Source organism: Variovorax sp. 350MFTsu5.1, assembly GCF_048302515.1.
GTDB lineage: Bacteria > Pseudomonadota > Gammaproteobacteria > Burkholderiales > Burkholderiaceae_C > Variovorax > Variovorax guangxiensis.
Window position 1 is genome coordinate 4,558,026 of the sequence record NZ_CP157620.1, and the last position, 15,873, is coordinate 4,573,898.

At 68.3% G+C, this 15,873-nt stretch carries 13 protein-coding genes; 5 read left to right on the forward strand and 8 right to left on the reverse strand.

The features are described 5' to 3' along the window. Nucleotides 1–38: 38 nt before the first annotated feature. Both ABL843_RS20825 and ABL843_RS20830 read right to left on the reverse strand, forming a co-directional pair. Nucleotides 39–815: a GntR family transcriptional regulator gene (locus tag ABL843_RS20825; RefSeq protein WP_126024956.1), complete on the reverse strand. Its 777-nt coding sequence runs from the start codon at nucleotides 813–815 to the stop codon at nucleotides 39–41. Nucleotides 816–820: 5 nt separating this feature from the next. Further along, nucleotides 821–1,927: an aromatic ring-hydroxylating dioxygenase subunit alpha gene (locus tag ABL843_RS20830; RefSeq protein ID WP_184641384.1), complete on the reverse strand. Its 1,107-nt coding sequence runs from the start codon at nucleotides 1,925–1,927 to the stop codon at nucleotides 821–823. A gap of 150 nt (nucleotides 1,928–2,077) precedes the next feature. Here ABL843_RS20830 and ABL843_RS20835 point away from each other — a divergent pair, with 150 nt between their 5' ends. The 4 genes from ABL843_RS20835 (at nucleotide 2,078) to ABL843_RS20850 (ending at nucleotide 7,499) form a co-directional block, all read left to right on the forward strand. Beyond that, a complete protein-coding gene (locus ABL843_RS20835) occupies nucleotides 2,078–3,199 on the forward strand; it encodes a 5-methyltetrahydropteroyltriglutamate--homocysteine S-methyltransferase (RefSeq protein ID WP_184641385.1) in 1,122 nt (373 codons plus the stop codon). A gap of 190 nt (nucleotides 3,200–3,389) precedes the next feature. Then, a complete protein-coding gene (locus tag ABL843_RS20840; protein ID WP_418117124.1) occupies nucleotides 3,390–4,052 on the forward strand; it encodes a glutathione S-transferase family protein in 663 nt (220 codons plus the stop codon). 48 nt (nucleotides 4,053–4,100) lie between these two features. Beyond that, a complete protein-coding gene (locus ABL843_RS20845) occupies nucleotides 4,101–5,477 on the forward strand; it encodes a phospholipase D-like domain-containing protein (RefSeq protein ID WP_184641387.1) in 1,377 nt (458 codons plus the stop codon). A gap of 264 nt (nucleotides 5,478–5,741) precedes the next feature. Next, nucleotides 5,742–7,499, forward strand: coding sequence for an Ig-like domain-containing protein (locus ABL843_RS20850; protein ID WP_418117125.1), 1,758 nt, complete (start codon nucleotides 5,742–5,744; stop codon nucleotides 7,497–7,499). Nucleotides 7,500–7,505: 6 nt separating this feature from the next. On the opposite strand, the gene ABL843_RS20855 is transcribed toward ABL843_RS20850, so the two are convergent. Continuing rightward, nucleotides 7,506–8,588: an ROK family protein gene (locus ABL843_RS20855; protein ID WP_418117127.1), complete on the reverse strand. Its 1,083-nt coding sequence runs from the start codon at nucleotides 8,586–8,588 to the stop codon at nucleotides 7,506–7,508. A 111-nt stretch (nucleotides 8,589–8,699) separates the two neighbouring features. On the opposite strand from ABL843_RS20855, the gene ABL843_RS20860 reads away from it, so the two are divergent. After that, the gene (locus ABL843_RS20860; protein WP_418117128.1) at nucleotides 8,700–10,253 is read left to right on the forward strand and encodes a glycine betaine ABC transporter substrate-binding protein; all 1,554 of its coding nucleotides are present in this window, start codon (nucleotides 8,700–8,702) and stop codon (nucleotides 10,251–10,253) included. Nucleotides 10,254–10,413: 160 nt separating this feature from the next. On the opposite strand, the gene ABL843_RS20865 is transcribed toward ABL843_RS20860, so the two are convergent. The 5 genes from ABL843_RS20865 to kdgD all read right to left on the reverse strand — a co-directional run bounded on the left by ABL843_RS20865 (nucleotide 10,414) and on the right by kdgD (nucleotide 15,843). Next, on the reverse strand, nucleotides 10,414–11,850 hold the full coding sequence (locus tag ABL843_RS20865) for an aldehyde dehydrogenase family protein (RefSeq protein WP_369661547.1): 1,437 nt from the start codon (nucleotides 11,848–11,850) through the stop codon (nucleotides 10,414–10,416). Between the two features lie 94 nt (nucleotides 11,851–11,944). After that, nucleotides 11,945–13,300 (reverse strand): glucarate dehydratase, encoded by a 1,356-nt coding sequence (gudD, locus tag ABL843_RS20870; protein WP_418117130.1) that lies wholly within the window; start codon nucleotides 13,298–13,300, stop codon nucleotides 11,945–11,947. Nucleotides 13,301–13,435: 135 nt separating this feature from the next. Beyond that, the gene (locus ABL843_RS20875; RefSeq protein WP_126024893.1) at nucleotides 13,436–14,422 is read right to left on the reverse strand and encodes a Bug family tripartite tricarboxylate transporter substrate binding protein; all 987 of its coding nucleotides are present in this window, start codon (nucleotides 14,420–14,422) and stop codon (nucleotides 13,436–13,438) included. 5 nt (nucleotides 14,423–14,427) lie between these two features. Further along, a complete protein-coding gene (locus tag ABL843_RS20880) occupies nucleotides 14,428–14,877 on the reverse strand; it encodes a nuclear transport factor 2 family protein (protein WP_126024892.1) in 450 nt (149 codons plus the stop codon). Nucleotides 14,878–14,931: 54 nt separating this feature from the next. Continuing rightward, nucleotides 14,932–15,843 (reverse strand): 5-dehydro-4-deoxyglucarate dehydratase, encoded by a 912-nt coding sequence (gene kdgD, locus ABL843_RS20885; RefSeq protein WP_418117132.1) that lies wholly within the window; start codon nucleotides 15,841–15,843, stop codon nucleotides 14,932–14,934. Nucleotides 15,844–15,873: the final 30 nt, after the last annotated feature.

Sequence of the window (15,873 nt, forward strand, 5' to 3'; positions counted from 1 at the left end):
AAGGGAGAAAAAGAAAGAAGCAGGAATAGGAAGGGAAATCAGCCGCGCCGGCGGATCAGCTGCACGCCCGGCAGCGGACGCTGCTCGGCGGTGGGCGTGCCGTGCAACGCTTCGCGCAGGTTGCGCCGCGCGATGCGGCTGTGTTCGCGCATCAGCGCCTCGGCGCGCGAGCCCTCGCCGGACTCGATGGCATCGAGCACCTGCACGTGCTGGTCCTGCGCTACCACGAGCATGTCGCGCGCGGCCGGCGAATTGGCCTGCACCACGACGAAGCCCGAGGGCGAGGCGAAAGGCAGGTTGATCACGCGCTCCAGCTGCTGCGCGATGACGGGGCTGGCCGCCATCTCGCACAGCAGCGCGTGGAAGCGCTCGTTGTGCGTCACGTAGCGCGAGAAGGCGGCGTCGTCGAGCGCGGGCTCGCGCAGCAGTTCGTCGATGCGCTGCAGGCAGGCGCGCGCCTCGCGCAGCACCACCGGCGCGGCGCCGCGCTCGGCCGCGAGCCGGGCCACCAGGCCTTCGAGCGTGCCGCGCAGTTCGATGGCGTCGGCCACGTCGCGTTCGGAGAAGGTGCGCACCGCATAGCCGCCGTTGGGCAGCGCCTCGAGCAGGCCTTCCTGTTCGAGCCGCATCAGCGCGGTGCGCACCGGCGTGCGCGACACGCCGAGCTGCTCGGAGATCGCCACCTCGGCGATGCGCGCGCCGCCGGGCAGCTCGCCCGCGAGGATCATCTCGCGCAGCCGCAGCTGTGCCTTCACGGCCTGCGAGCTGCCGCTGTCGCCGGGCTCGGCGGCAGCGGAGACGGCCGCGACCTTCACACGGCTCACGCGGCCTCCTTCTCGGCCGGCCGGATCGGGATCGCCGCGCGCGCGGGCCTCTCCTTCTCGACCATGCGGTCGATCAGCTTGCGCGCCCACATCGAGCCGGCGTCGATGTTGAGGTTGTAGAACTGGTGGTCGGGGTGCTCGTCGATGGCCTTCTGCTGCGCCTCGAGCACGAGTTCGTCCTCGCGGAAGATGCCGGCGACGCCTTCGCGCAGCTCGTGCGTCAGGCGCTGCTCTCCCAGGCAGTAGTTGCGCGCGAAGGCCCAGAAGTACAGGCAGGTCTTGTCGGTCTCGGGCGTGATGGTGTTGAGCACGTAGCCGTTGACGCCCTTGCTGCGGTCGCCCGGGTTTCCGTCGGAGGGCACCGCGCCGCTGCCGGCCTCGGCCACGCCGACGTCGATGTTCACCGTGCACGGGCCTTCGAATCGGATGATCTGCCAGCGGTCGACCTTGCCGGTGTAGCCGCGCGCATGCCTGATCTGGCCGCCCCAGAACGGCGGCGGATCGATGTTCTCCATCCACCGCGTGACGGTGGCAGAGCGGTCGCCGTGCGTGGCGACGAAGGGCGCCTCGGCCACTTCGCGGTTGCCGATGGAGGAGCCGTGCACGAAGGTCTCGTGCGTCAGGTCCATGAGGTTGTCGACCACGAGGCGGTAGTCGCAGTGGACCCGGATCATCTTGCCGTCGCCGGCCCAGGCCGGGTCGTCGTTCCAGTGCATGTCGGGGATGAGCGCCGGGTCGGCCTTGGCCGGGTCGCCGGGCCAGATCCACACGAAGCGGTGCTTCTCCGCCACCGGGAAGCTGCGCACGCAGGCCGAGGGGTTCAGCGTTTCCTGGCTGGGCATGTGCGTGCAGCGGCCCTGGCTGTTGTACACGAGGCCGTGGTAGCCGCAGACCACCTCGTCGCCTTCGAGCCGGCCCAGCGACAGCGGCATCAGGCGGTGCCAGCAGGCGTCTTCGAGCGCGGCCACCTGGCCGTCGGTGCGGCGAAAGAGCACCATTTTCTGGTTGCAGATGGTGCGTGGCAGCAGCGCGTGGCGCACTTCGACGTCGTAGGCGGCGGCATACCAGGCGTTCAGGGGGAAGGCAGTCGTGGGCGTTTTCATGAATACCCAATGTATACATAAATGGCGAAATTTCCAGCGAAATTGAGCAATTCGAGGGTAAACACCGAGTTCACTGTATACAGTCATTAACGTTTCTCAGGCGCTACGATGTTCCGTTCGTTCCTCCCAAAGATCACGACGGAGTCATCCATGTCACAGCACGCCGCCTTGCCTGCCCGCTACGACCACGTGGGCAGTTTCCTGCGTCCCAAGTACCTTCTCGAAGCCCGTGAGCAGAATGCCAAGGGCGAAATCACGCCCGAGCAGCTTCGCCTCGTCGAGGACAAGGCGATCACCGAGATCGTCAGGTTCCAGGAAGACATCGGCCTGAAAAGCATCACCGACGGCGAATTCCGCCGCACCTACTTCCACATCGACTTCCTCGACCAGCTCGGCGGCGTGAAGACCGACATCCCGGTCACCATCCGCAAGCCCGACGGCACCGAGGAGCTGGCCCCACCGGCGATGCGCGTGATCGACAAGGTCCGCCACGTCAAGGACATCCAGCTGGCCGACTTCCAGTACCTCAAGAGCCAGGTCTCGGCGGGCCGCACGCCGAAGGTGACGATCCCCTCGCCGACCATGCTGCACTTCCGCGGCGGCCGCGCGGGCATCAGCAAGGACGCCTACCCCGAGCTCGATCCGACCTTCTACGACGACGTGGCCAAGGCCTACGGCGACGAACTGCGCTCGCTGGCCGCCGCCGGCTGCACCTACGTGCAGATGGACGACACCAACCTCGCCTACCTGTGCGACGAGCACATGCGCGAGGCCGCCCGCAAGCGCGGCGACGACCCCAACGAACTGCCGCACCGCTACGCCGCCTTCATCAACAAGGTGGTGGCGCAGAAGCCGCCGGGCATGCTGCTGGCCATGCACCTGTGCCGCGGCAACTTCAAGAGCACGCACGCCGCCGCCGGCAACTACGAGCCCGTGGCGGAAGCGCTGCTCAAGGAGATGGACCTCGACGCCTACTTCATGGAATACGACGACGCCCGCTCGGGCGACTTCAAGCCGCTGCGCTACCTGCCCAAGGGCAAGACGGTGGTGCTCGGCCTCGTGACCACCAAGTTCGGCGAGATGGAGGACAAGGACGAACTCAAGCGCCGCATCGAGGACGCCGCCAAGTACGCCTCGCTCGACCAGCTCGCGCTGTCGCCTCAGTGCGGCTTTTCCAGCACCGTGCACGGCAACAACATCGCGGTGGAAGCGCAGCGCAACAAGCTGCGCCTGGTGGTCGAGACGGCGCAGGAGGTCTGGGGCTCGACCTGAGACCGGCTTTCTGTTGAAGTCGGGGGATGAAAAGACTCGCCCCCAGGCTTCGCGGACTTCGTGTCGCTTCGCCCGCCCCCTCGCCGGGGGCAACACCAGTGGCCCGGCAAAGCCGGTTCCTCGGTGTTCCTCGAACAGGCCGGCCCGGCTTCATGCGAAGCGGGTCAGGCGACGCAATGGAGGAAGCGCAATGACGCGAATCTATTCAGGCCCCCTCAGCATGTTCGGCGCCAAGGTCGAGATCGCGGCACGCGAGAAAGGCGTGCCCTTCGAACTGGTCATGGTGCCCTTCATCGAAGGCGACCACTATGAGCCCAAGCACCCCGAGGTGCTCCGGGTCAACCCGGTCAAGCAGCAGGTGCCGGTGCTGGTCGACGACGAGGTCTCGCTCTTCGATTCGACGCAGATCTTCGAGTACCTGGAAGACCGCCATCCCAGCCCCGCGCTGTGGCCCAAGGGCATTGCCGATCGGGCCCGTGCGCGGCAGCTGGAGCAGAAGTCCGACGAGGTCTTCTTCCCGAACGTGATCAAGCTCTTCGGCCTGCAGGAGGCCATGCAGAGCGCTCCCGCGATCGCGGCCTGTGCCGGTTGCGCGCGCTTCTACGAGGAGATGGAAGGCCTGCTCGCCACGCGCGAGTACCTGGCCGGCCCCTACTCCTTCGCCGACATCGCCTTCTACATGGCCTGCGTGTTCGCCGACCGCAAGGGCGCGGGCATGACCGAGGCCACGCCGCGCCTGCTGGCATGGCGCACGCGCGTGGGCGACCGGCCCGCGGTTCGCGCGTCGGTCGATCCGATGATGCGCTTCCTAGCCTCGCAGGGACGGGGCGTGCCGGCCTTCCTGCAGCGCTGAAGGGACACTGAAGGCACCGCGCCAGGCGCTGAGGCATCATCCCAGTCCATGCCGACCAAAGAGTTCGACTGGCTGCCTTCTCCCTCGCAGCACTTTCTCGTCGTCACTTTCGCGCTGCTGGTCTATGTGCTGACCACGCGCGCGCGCCGCGAGCAGCGCGCTCCCACCACCGCCATCGCCTGGGTCATGGGGCTGGTGCTGATGCCCTATTTCATCCTGCCGATGTACCTGCTGTTCGGCCAGCGCAAGTTGCGCCCGGCGGGCTCGCCCCGGCCGCCGCGCTCGGTGCCGCCGGGCCACTGGGCCGCCGACCTGATCGAGAGCTTCGGCCTCGCGCCGCCGGGGCGCAGCGCGATCCGCATGCATGCCGACGGCGAGGCCGCGCGCGAGGCGCTGTGGGAGGTGATCGACGGCGCGCGCGAGCGCATCGACGTGTGCACCTTCATCATCGGCGACGACCCGCTGGGCCACGCGGTGCTGGAGCGGCTCGCGCAGCGGGCGCGCGAGGGCATCAAGGTGCGGGTGCTGCTCGACGGCTTCGGCGCGCTTTCGCTGCCGCGCCATCACTTCGACCGGCTGCGCGCGGCGGGCGGCGAGGTGGCGGTGTTCCGCCCCTTCTTCAGCCTGCGCCGCATCGGGCCGCGCAACCTGCGCAACCACCGCAAGTTCACCATCGCCGACGACGGCTGGCTGTGGTCGGGCGGACGCAACCTCGCCGGCGAGTACTTCACCGGCAACGACGAGCATCCAGAGGCCTGGCGCGATCTTTCCTTCGACCTGCGCGGCAGCGTGGCGGCCGCGGCGGCGCGCCAGTTCGACCACGATTGGGCCTCGGTGCGCAGCCGCAAGGCGCGAGCCATCACCGCGCCCGATGCGGAAGGCCCTGGCACGGCCATGGCGCAGTTCCTGCCGAGCGGCCCCGACCAGACGGAAGACACGGCGCATGCACTGCTGATCGACGCCTGCTTCCGCGCCGAGCACCGCATCCTCGCCATCACGCCCTACTTCGTGCCCGGCGACGGCCTGCGCGATGCCCTGCGGCTGGCCGCGCGCCGCGGCGTGCAGGTGACCATCGCGATGCCCGCCCGCTCCAACCACCGGCTGGCCGACTTCGTGCGCGCACGCGCCATGCGCGACCTCGCGCGCGCGGGCGTGAGCTTTCGCATGCTGCCCTTCATGGCCCACGCCAAGGCGGTGGTGGTCGACGAAGAGCTCGCGATGTGCGGATCGATCAACCTCGACCTGCGCAGCCTGCTGCTCAACCACGAGGCGGCGGTCGTGTTCTACGGGCAGGACCACATCGAATGGCTGGCCGAGTGGATCGAAACCACGGCTTCGGCCGGCGAGCCCTATCGCGCGCGGCGCCCGGGGCTGCTGCGCGACGTGGCCGAGGGGCTGCTGCTCACCGTTGCTTTCCAGCTCTAGGCGCCCGAGGGCCGGAGCGGGGTCTGTAATCCAAGATGTACAGATGCAACAAATCTGAAACCAATTGAACAAGCACACTAAAATACCCACCGGTTTCGGGGATTGACAAACCTTCACGTCCCGCCGGGTCATCACCGGACGGGCACCGGCGGATCTCCCGGCACCCCCTGCCTGGCGGGGTAGCCCGCTCGGGCGCGGCCCTTCACCGGGCCCCGCCGGAGCGCCGTTCGTGGAGTCTTGCGCCCCGGTCCCCGGGGAAAACCGATGCGAGCTTTCTTCTCGCTGCGCGCCCTGGCGAATCTGGCGAACCCGGCCCTGATGCTGGCGACAACGCTTTTCGCACTGTCCGGAATCCCGTCGACCGCCTTCGCCGCCATGGACGAGATCGGCCGGGCCGCCCCGAGCACCCATCGCCTGAAGTTCATCGTCGATCCGGAACTGGCCGCCGACATCGGCCCCGCTGAAGCCGGCCGCCGGCTCGCGCAGTACGTGGCCGACGTCAACACCGTGTTCACGCGCGAGACGGTGCGCAGCTTCTCCTTCGACCCCGCCGCCGACCTGCAGTTGACCGCGCCCGCCAACGCGCCGCAGTGCAGCTACAGCGGGTTGGTCAATGGCGAGGTGGTGGTGTGCGTCTCGAAGTCCACCCGCGGCTACAGCCACGGCGGGCTTTCCACGAGCTGGACCTTCCCGCAGAAGGGCGTGGCCTGGAACCTGAACTGGATCGCCATCCACGACCCGCTGCGCCTGACGCGCGCCCCCACGCCGGGCGCGCCCGAGTCCACCGAGAAGGACTACCTCGCCCGCCAGCTCAAGACCCTGCTGCACGAGCTGGAGCACGTGTTCGGCGCGGGCTCGGGCGAGTACTACAACAGCGTCGCGGTGACCGACACCACCGGCGTCGCGCCCGTCACCGACCTCGCGCTGGCCAGCGACAGCGACCGCTACTGGTGGAGCCGCCAGCACTGGCGGCTCGACCCGCTGCTGGGCACCGTCTTCGAGCAGCGCCGCGACCCGGCCTCCAACCGCGTCGCCACGCTGGAGATGATCCGCTTCACCGCCGGCACCAAGGCCAACATCGACACCGACTGGACCGACTGGCCCAAGCTCGGCAGTTCGAAATTCATGGCGGGCACCGCAGCCACGCAGGTGCGCGTCACCGACCGCGACACCGGCGCCGCCCTGCCCGGCGCACAGGTGTCGGTGTGGCGCAACCCAGGCCCCGGCAAGCCGCTGGTGATGTTGTCGACCGGCGTGGCCGACGCCTCGGGCCGCTACCAGTTCGACTGGGACTGCGGCTTCAGTTGCTTCGCCGTAGGCAAGACCACGCTGCTGGTGAAGGCGCGCTCGGCCAACCGCGCGCCCGGCGCGACCTGGTTCACCATCTTCGATGCCTTCGAGCAGAAGGCGGTGCACGGGCAGACGATGTTCACCATCGACCTCGCTCTCGGCAGCCCCGACACCACTGCGCCCACCGTGTCGGTGGCGGCGCCGTCGATGGCCACGGTGGGGCAGCTCACCGTCATCGCGCCCGCGGTGGTCGACAACGCGAGCATCGTCGGCGTGAAGGTGGTGGGCCGCGACAGCATTCCGATCTGCACTTTCACCGCCCCGCCCTACACCTGCAGCTGGACGCCGAGTGCGCCCGGCGTGCAGACCATCCGCGTGATCGCGCTCGATGCGGCTGGCAATTCGGCTGTGGCGTCGGCTAATGTGATAGTCAACGCGCCTTCGGACATCGTGCCGCCGGCCGTGGCGCTGGCGGTGCCGCCCAGCGTGCCGGTGGGCGTGCCCGCAAGGCTTTCCGCCAACGCATCCGACAACGTGGGCGTGGCCGAGCTGAAGTTCGTCGTCGACGGCAGGACCGCCTGCACGCTGCGCGCCGCGCCGTATGTCTGCGCATGGACGCCGAAGCGCCCCGGCGCCGCGAACATCGAAGTGCGCGCCATGGACGCGGCGGGGAACATCGCCAGCACCTCCGCCGGCATGCGCATCGAGGGCCTGCGCGCCGAAGACCTCTGAAGCGGCTCAGTCCCGGTTGGTGAAGCTCGCGTTGCCCAGCCCGGTGCCGATAGTGAGCACGCCCCAGTGCCGCACGTCGCGCATGAAGGGCAGCTCGCTCAGGCCCTGCACCACCGCGTCGTTGTGCATCAGCACCAGCGTCGGGCCCGAACCCATCATCGGCATGCGGCGCCACAGCTGGCTGGGCAGGTGGAAGGCGTGGCCTTCCCAGTCGCCCGGCAGGTTCTGCGCGCCGCGCGCAATGGAGCCGTCGGGGCGGATCAGGCCCGGGCAGCCGATGCCGATGAAGGGCGCGAGCCGGATCTTCTTGCGCTCGCTGTAGAGGATCATGTCCTCGAGCATGCAGGCGATGTGATCGACCATGCCGCCGCGGTTGGGGCCTTCGTCGGCATGGCGCCACTTCTCGCGCCGCACCACCTTCGCGAGCGAGAAGTCGGGTGCCTTGCGGTGGCGCGTCTTCACGATGCCGCAGCGCACGTTGGTGCCGCCTATGTCCACGGCAAGGATCGCGTCGTGCCCCTTCAGCATGGCCGGCGGCACCAGATGCACCCAGCCGATCAGGCCGCCGTCGTCCACGTCGTGCGAGAGGCGCGCGATCTGCACGTGCACGCCCAGCTCCTCGAGGATGGCGCCGGTCTGCAGAATGGCGCGCTCGCCCACGTCGCTCTCTGGAAAGCCGCCCCCGATCACGATGCGCTGCACCTTCTTCCACGAGGGCTGGCGCATGAAGCGCTGGATGACCTGGGCCAGCTCCTGCGCGAACTCCTCGATGGCCACGTGCATCAGGTCGGTGGCTTCCGACGCCTTCTTCTCCTGCAGCACGCGGTCGAGTTCCTTCTTGCCGAGATCGCGCGAATGCGAGTTGCCCAGCGGATCCTTGCCCTTGCGGCGGCGGCGCTTGCGCCAGTGTTCGAGCAGTTCGCGGAAGGCTGTCTGGCTGGCCTGGTCGCCGACGAAGCCGTCCTTGTCGCGCAGCTGGAGGCTGTAGCCGTCCACCTGCAGGCCGGGCAGTTCGCGCAGGCCGTGGACGTCGGGGCCGGGCAGCTGGGCATCCTTCGCGGCCTGGGTCTTGGGGGTCTTTTTCTTCATCGCGGATCACTGTGATCCCGAACGGCCGCCAGCCCCATCGGCACCGCACACCAGGGCGTGTAGGAGATCGACGGGTACGCGCAGCGGGAGCTTGTCTATACACTGGCCCGGATGCACCTGCCCCGCAGCCTCCTGCGCGCCGCCCTGCTCTTCGCCCTCGCCTGGATTGCCCTGTGCGGCATCGCGCGGGCGGCGGACGAGACGTTGCGCGTCGGCTCCAAGCGCTTCACCGAGTCATACATCCTCGCCGAGCTGCTGGCGCAGACGGCGGCGCCACACACGGCCACGCCACCCGTCGTGCGGCAGGGGCTGGGCAACACGGCCATCGTGTACGAGGCGCTGCGATCCGGCGCCATCGACCTCTACGCCGAGTACACCGGCACCATCGCGCTCGAGATCCTCAAGGGCGCGCCGGCAGGCACGCGCGAGGAGATGAACGCCGCGCTCGCGCCGATGGGCCTGGGCGTGGCGATACCGCTGGGTTTCAACGACGGCTATGCGCTCGCGGTGCGCGCCGCCGACGCCGACCGGCTGGGCCTGCGCACGCTGAGCGACCTCGCGAAGCACCCGGAGCTGAAATTCGGCCTGTCGAACGAATTCATTGGCCGCGCCGACGGCTGGAAGGGCCTGGCCGGGCGCTACGGCTTCACGCAGACGCCCACCGGCCTGGACCACGGCCTGGCCTACGACTCGGTGGCCGCGAAGCAGATCGACGTGATCGACATCTACACCACCGACGCCAAGATCGACCACCTCGGCCTGCGCGTGCTGGAAGACGACAGGAAATACTTTCCGCGCTACGACGCCGTGGTGCTCTACAAGCTCGACCTGCCCAAGCGGCTGCCCAAGGCCTGGGCCGCGCTGAAGACGCTCGAAGGCAAGGTCGACGAGCACGCAATGATCGCGATGAATGCGCGCGCCGAACTGCAGGGCGTGCCCTTCGACGTGATCGCGCGCGACTTCCTGGCGAGCGCGGGCGGCAAGGACGCGAAAGCGCAGCCGAAGGAAGAACGCCGGGGCTTCACGGCCAAGCTGTTCGGCCCCGACCTGTGGAAGCTCGCGCGCCAGCACCTGCTGCTGGTGGCGCTGTCGGTGGGCATCGCCATCCTCGTCGGCGTGCCGATCGCGATCCTGGTGTTTCCGCACATGCGGCTGCGCGCGGTGGTGCTGGGATTCGCCAGCCTGCTGCAGACGGTGCCTTCGCTGGCGCTGCTGGCCGTGCTGATCTCGATGCTGGGCGCCATCGGCGCGCTGCCGGCGCTGATCGCGCTCACGCTCTACTCGCTGCTGCCGATCATGCGCAACACGGTGACAGGCCTGGCCGAGGTGCCCAACGGCCTGCGGCTGGCCGGCACCGCGCTGGGCATGACGCCGCCGCAGAGCCTTCAGCTGGTGCTGCTGCCGCTCGCGCTGCCCACGCTGCTGGCGGGCGTGCGCACGGCCACGGCGATCGCCATCGGCACCGCGACCATCGCGGCCTTCATTGGCGCGGGCGGCTTCGGAGAACGCATCGTCACCGGCCTGGCCCTCAACGACCGCGAACTGCTGGTGGCAGGCGCACTGCCGGCGGCGGCACTGGCCCTGCTGAGCGAAGGCGTCTTCGAACTAGTCGAATACCTCATGCGCAGGCGCCGCCGGGCACCGCCATCGTCGATGCCAACTTGACGCCGTCGCGAAGACGGGAGCGGACAGCCGAACGCAGAAGAAATACAAAGCTACGCGAAAGTCGCAAAAGAACCCGAATACCATTTTTTGGTATTCCTTTCGCGCCCTCTGCGTCCGGCTGCCCGCTCCCGATCCCGATCCCGATCCCGATCCCCGATGCTCAGGCCAGCGTGTAAGCCGTCTTCACCGTCGTGAAGAACTCCTGCGCATAGCGGCCCTGCTCGCGCGGACCATAGCTCGAGCCCTTCCGGCCGCCGAATGGCACGTGGTAGTCCACACCCGCCGTCGGCAGGTTGACCATCACCATGCCGGCCTGGCTGTGGCGCTTGAAGTGCGTGGCGTACTTCAGCGAGGTGGTGGCAATGCCGGCCGAGAGGCCGAACTCGGTGTCGTTGGCCGTGGCCAGTGCCTCCTCGTAGTTCTTCACGCGGATCACGCTGGCCACCGGGCCGAAGATCTCTTCCTTGTTGATGCGCATCGTGGCGGCCGATTCGCTGAAGAGGGCCGGCGACATGTAGTAACCGTCGGTCTCCAGCTTCAGCAGCTCGCCGCCCGCGGCCAGCGTGGCGCCTTCGCTCTTGCCGATGGCGACGTATTCCATGTCCTGGTCGAGCTGCGACTTCGACGAGACCGGGCCCATGTCGGTGCCCTGCGCGAGCGCGTCGCCCACCTTGATCTTCGCCATGCGTTCCTTCATGGCGGCGATGAACTTCGGATAGATGCCTTCGGTGACGATCAGCCGGCTCGACGCGGTGCAGCGCTGGCCGGTCGAGTAGAAGGCGCTCTGCACGCTGAGCTCCACGGCCTGCGCGAGGTCGGCGTCGTCGAGCACCACCTGCGGGTTCTTGCCGCCCATCTCGAGTTGCACCTTCTTGTGGTTGGTGACGCACTGCACCGCGATGTTGCGGCCCACGCCCACCGAGCCGGTGAAGCTGATCGCATGGATGCCGGGGTGGTTGACCAGCGCATTGCCGATCACGCTGCCGCGTCCCATCACCAGGTTGAACACGCCGGCCGGAATGCCCGAGCGGCTGATGATCTCCGCGATCGCCCACGCGCAGCCCGGCACGAGGTCGGCGGGCTTGAGCACCACGCAGTTGCCGAAGGCCAGCGCGGGCGCGATCTTCCAGGCCGGAATGGCGATGGGGAAGTTCCACGGCGTGATGAGGCCCACCACGCCCACCGGCTCGCGCGTGATCTCCACGCCGATGTTCGGCCGCACCGAAGGCAGCACCTCGCCCGACAGGCGCAGGCACTCGCCCGCGAAGAACTTGAAGATGTAGCCCGCGCGCGCGGCCTCGCCGATGCCCTCGGCCTTGGTCTTGCCCTCCTCGCGCGCCAGCAGCGTGCCCAGCTCTTCCTTGCGCGCGAGGATCTCGTTGCCGATCTTGTCGAGCGCGTCGGAGCGCGCCTGCACGCTGCCCGTGGCCCAGGCCGGGAAGGCCGCCGTGGCGGCGGCCACGGCGGCATCGACGTGCGATGCATCGCCCTGCGTGTACTGGCCGATCACGTCGGACAGGTTGCTCGGATTGACGTTGGGGCTGTAGCCGGCGCCTGCACGCCATTCGCCGCCGATGAGGTTGTCGAAGTTCTGCATCTTGGGTTCCTTGCTGCTCGATGGATGAAAAAAGAAAGAAAGAAGCCGGAGCGAGGGCTCCGGCTGCGGGATGTGAGAAACGGAGCCTACGCCTCTACCTGATCATGCAGGGTTTCTTGTTGTCGAAAGTCCATCCCGGGATCAGGTACTGCATCGCCTGTGCATCGTTGCGCGCCCCAAGGCCGTGCTTCAGGTACAGCTGGTGCGCCTTTTCGACCGCATCCATGTCGAGCTCCACGCCCAGGCCGCCGCGCGTTGGCACTTTCACGAAGCCGTCCTCGATCTTCAGCGGCGCCTTCGTCAGATGCTGGCCGTCCTGCCAGATCCAGTGCGTGTCGATGGCCGTCACCTTGCCCGGCGCGGCCGCCGCCACGTGCGTGAACATCGCGAGCGACACGTCGAAGTGATTGTTGGAGTGCGAGCCCCAGGTCAGGCCCCAGGCCTGGCACAGCTGCGCCACGCGCACCGAGCCCTGCAGGGTCCAGAAATGCGGGTCGGCCAGCGGGATGTCGACCGACTGCAGCGACAGGCTGTGCACCATCTCGCGCCAGTCGGTGGCGACCATGTTGGTGGCGGTGGGCAGGCCGGTGGCGCGGCGGAACTCGGCCATCACCTCTCGGCCCGAGAACACGCCCTCGGCGCCGCACGGGTCTTCGGCATAGGCCATCACGCCGTGCAGGTCGCGGCACAGGCGAATGGCGTCCTGCAGCAGCCAGCCGCCGTTGGGGTCGAGCGTGACGCGGGCCTTGGGAAAGCGCTCGTGCAGCGCGCGGATGGCTTCGACTTCTTCCTCGCCGCGCAGCACGCCGCCCTTGAGCTTGAAGTCGGTGAAGCCATAGCGTGCGTGCGTGGCCTCGCCCAGGCGCACGATGGCCTCGGGGGTCATGGCCTCCTCGTGGCGAAGACGGAACCAGTCATTGTCGGCGCCGGGGTCGCTCTCGTAGGGCAGGTCGGTCTTCCTGCGGTCGCCCACGTAGAAGAGGTAGCCAAGCATCTGCACCGCGTCGCGCTGCTGGCCTTCGCCGAGCAGCGCCGCCACGGGCACTTCGAGGAACTGGCCCAGCAGGTCGAGCAGCGCGGCCTCGACTGCCGTGACCGCGTGGATGGTCACGCGCAGGTCGAAGGTCTGCAGGCCGCGCCCGCCGCTGTCGCGCCCGGCGAAGGCGCTGCGCATGCTGTTGAGAATGGCGTTGTGCCGGCCGATGGGCTGGCCGACGATGAGGTCGCGCGCATCCTCCAGCGTCTGGCGGATCTTCTCGCCGCCGGGCACTTCGCCCACGCCGGTGTGGCCGGCGCTGTCGGTCAGGATCAGCAGATTGCGCGTGAAGAACGGGCCGTGCGCGCCGCTCAGGTTCATCAGCATGCTGTCGTGGCCCGCGACGGGGACCACGCGCATGCCGGTGACGACGGGGGCGCCTGACGGCGACGAAGTGGAATCTGAAAGCGTCATCGTTGAATCAATCCAAAACCTTTGCTGCCCCATTCGGGGAACACCGCGGAACCGGCTTTGCCGGGCCGCAGGTGTTGCCCCCGGCGAGGGGGTTGGCGAAGCGACACGAAGTGCGCGAAGCCTGGGGGAGTGCCATTAATCCGCGGTGATGTGGCGGGCTTCGATCAATGTCTTCCATCGCGTCCATTCGCGCAACTGGAAGGCGGTGAATTCCTCGGGCGTGCTGGCGACGATCTCCAGGCCCTGGTCGAGCATGCGCTTCTTCGTCTCCGGGTCCTGCATCGCCGCGATGACGGCGTCGCTCAGCTTCTTCTTCACCGCGGGCGGCAGGCCCTTGGGCGCGGCCATGCCCTGCCATGAATAGACCTCGGCGCCCTTCACGCCGGCTTCGGCCAGCGTGGGCACGTCGGGCAGCACCGGCGAGCGCTTGTCGCCCGTGACGGCGATGGCGCGCAGCTTGCCGCCGCGGATGTGCGGCAGCACGGCATTGACGTTCTGGAACGAGAAGTCGACCTGGTTGCCCAGCAGGTCGTTGACCGCCGGCGCGCCGCCCTTGTAGGGAACGTGCACGCCTTCGGTCTTCGTCTGCTGCCAGAAGAGCTCGGCCGAAAGATGGTCGGACGAGCCGTTGCCCGAACTCGCGAACGAGACCTTGCCCGGCGTCTTGCGCAGCAGCGCCAGCACGTCGGCCACGGTGTGTTCGGGTCGCGCGGCGTTCGCGACGAGCACGTTGGGCGCCTGAACGGGCACGCTGATGTAGTCGAAGTCCTTGGTCGCGTCGTAGGGCACGCTCTTCTGCAGGTGCGGGGTGACGACGAAGGCGCCGAGAGAGGAGACCAGCAGCGTGTAGCCGTCGGGCGCGGCGCGCTTGACCTGGCCGGTGCCGATGGTGCCGGTGGCGCCGGGCCGGTTGTCGACGACGAAGCTGCCGCCGAGCTTGGTCTGCAGTTGCAGCGCGATGGTGCGCGCGACCATGTCGGTGGAGCCGCCCGCCGGGAACGGCACGATGATGGTCACGGGCTTCTGCTGGGGCCATGCATCGGCTTGCGCCGAGGCAGGCAGCGGCAACAACGCGACCGAGGCGGCCGCGAGGGCGGCCCCGAGAAGGACTCTCTTCTTCATTCGGACTAGATCCTCACGGCCTGACGGGCCAGCAGCTTCCAGCTGCCGCCCTGCTTCTGCCAGACGCCGAGGATCTTCAGCGCCACCTTGCCGGGCTTGCCCGAATCGTTGGTGTCGGCCGTGAGCGTGTGGCGCACGATGGCGGTGTTGCCGTCGACCACCTTCACGGTCTGGTCGGTGATGGCGATGGTCACGAAGTCGGACTTGCCGTCGAGCAGGTCGGCGATGAAGCTGGTCTTGGTGTCGACCTTGCCGCCGGAGTGGCCGTAGCTGAGGTCGTCGGCCACCAGCGCGCCGAGCGCGGGGCCGGTGGGGTCGATCATCGCGATGCGCAGGCGCTCGGCGGCGGCGGCCACCTCGGGCGCGGCCGACGCGGCATTGCCCGAGGGCATCACCGAGCAGGCCGAGAACAGGGCCGCCGAGGCGGCGACCAGGAAGAGCTTCTTGAGGAACATGGCGTCTTGTCTCCGCTGTTGTGATGAGGGTCGGTTCGTCCGCCGGGTGCCGGCTTACTGCGGACCGAGCGAGTCGATCAGCGCCTTGAGCTGCTCCATCTCGGCGGGCTTCAGGTCGGTGAGCGGTGCGCGCACGGGGCCGGCGTCGTGGCCGACGATCTTCGCGCCGGCCTTCACGATGCTCACCGCGTAGCCCGGCACGCGGTTGCGCAGCTCGAGGTACGGCATGAAGAAGTTCTTCAGCAGGCGGTGCTGGGTCGGCAGGTCGTCGGCGGCGACGGCCTTGTAGAAGTCCATGGCGGTCTTCGGAATGAAGTTGAAGACGGCCGACGAATACACCGGCGTGCCCATCGCCTTGTAGGCGGCGGCATAGACCTCCGCGGTGGGCAGGCCGCCCAGGTAGGCGAAGCGGTCGCCCATCTTCTGGTAGATGGCGACCATGGCCTCGATGTCGCCCACGCCGTCCTTGAAGCCGACGAGGTTGGGATTGCGCTCGGCCAGCGCGACCAGCGTGTCGGGCTTCAGGCGGCTGGTGGCGCGGTTGTAGACGATCACGCCGAACTTCACGCTCTTGCACACGGCCTCGACGTGCGCGGCCAGGCCTTCCTGACCGGCTTCGGTGAGGTAGTGCGGCAGCAGCAGGATGCCGTGCGCGCCGGCCTTCTCGGCGGCCTGGGCGCACTGGATGGCGAAGCGCGTGGGGCCGCCGGCGCCCGCGATGATCGGCACCACGCCGCGGCAGGTGTCGACCGCGGTCTGGATGATGCCGGGGTACTCGTCGCCGGTCAGCGAGAAGAACTCGCCCGTGCCGCCGGCCGCGAACAGCGCGCTGGCGCCGTAGGGAGCCAGCCATTCGAGGCGCTGCTGGTAGCCCTTCTTGTTGAAGTCGCCGTTGCTGTCGAAGTCGGTCAACGGGAACGAGAGCAGGCCGGAGCCCATGATGGTCTTGAGTTCTTGCGGGTTCATCGGGAAGAGTCCAGTGAAGATTTGGGAAAG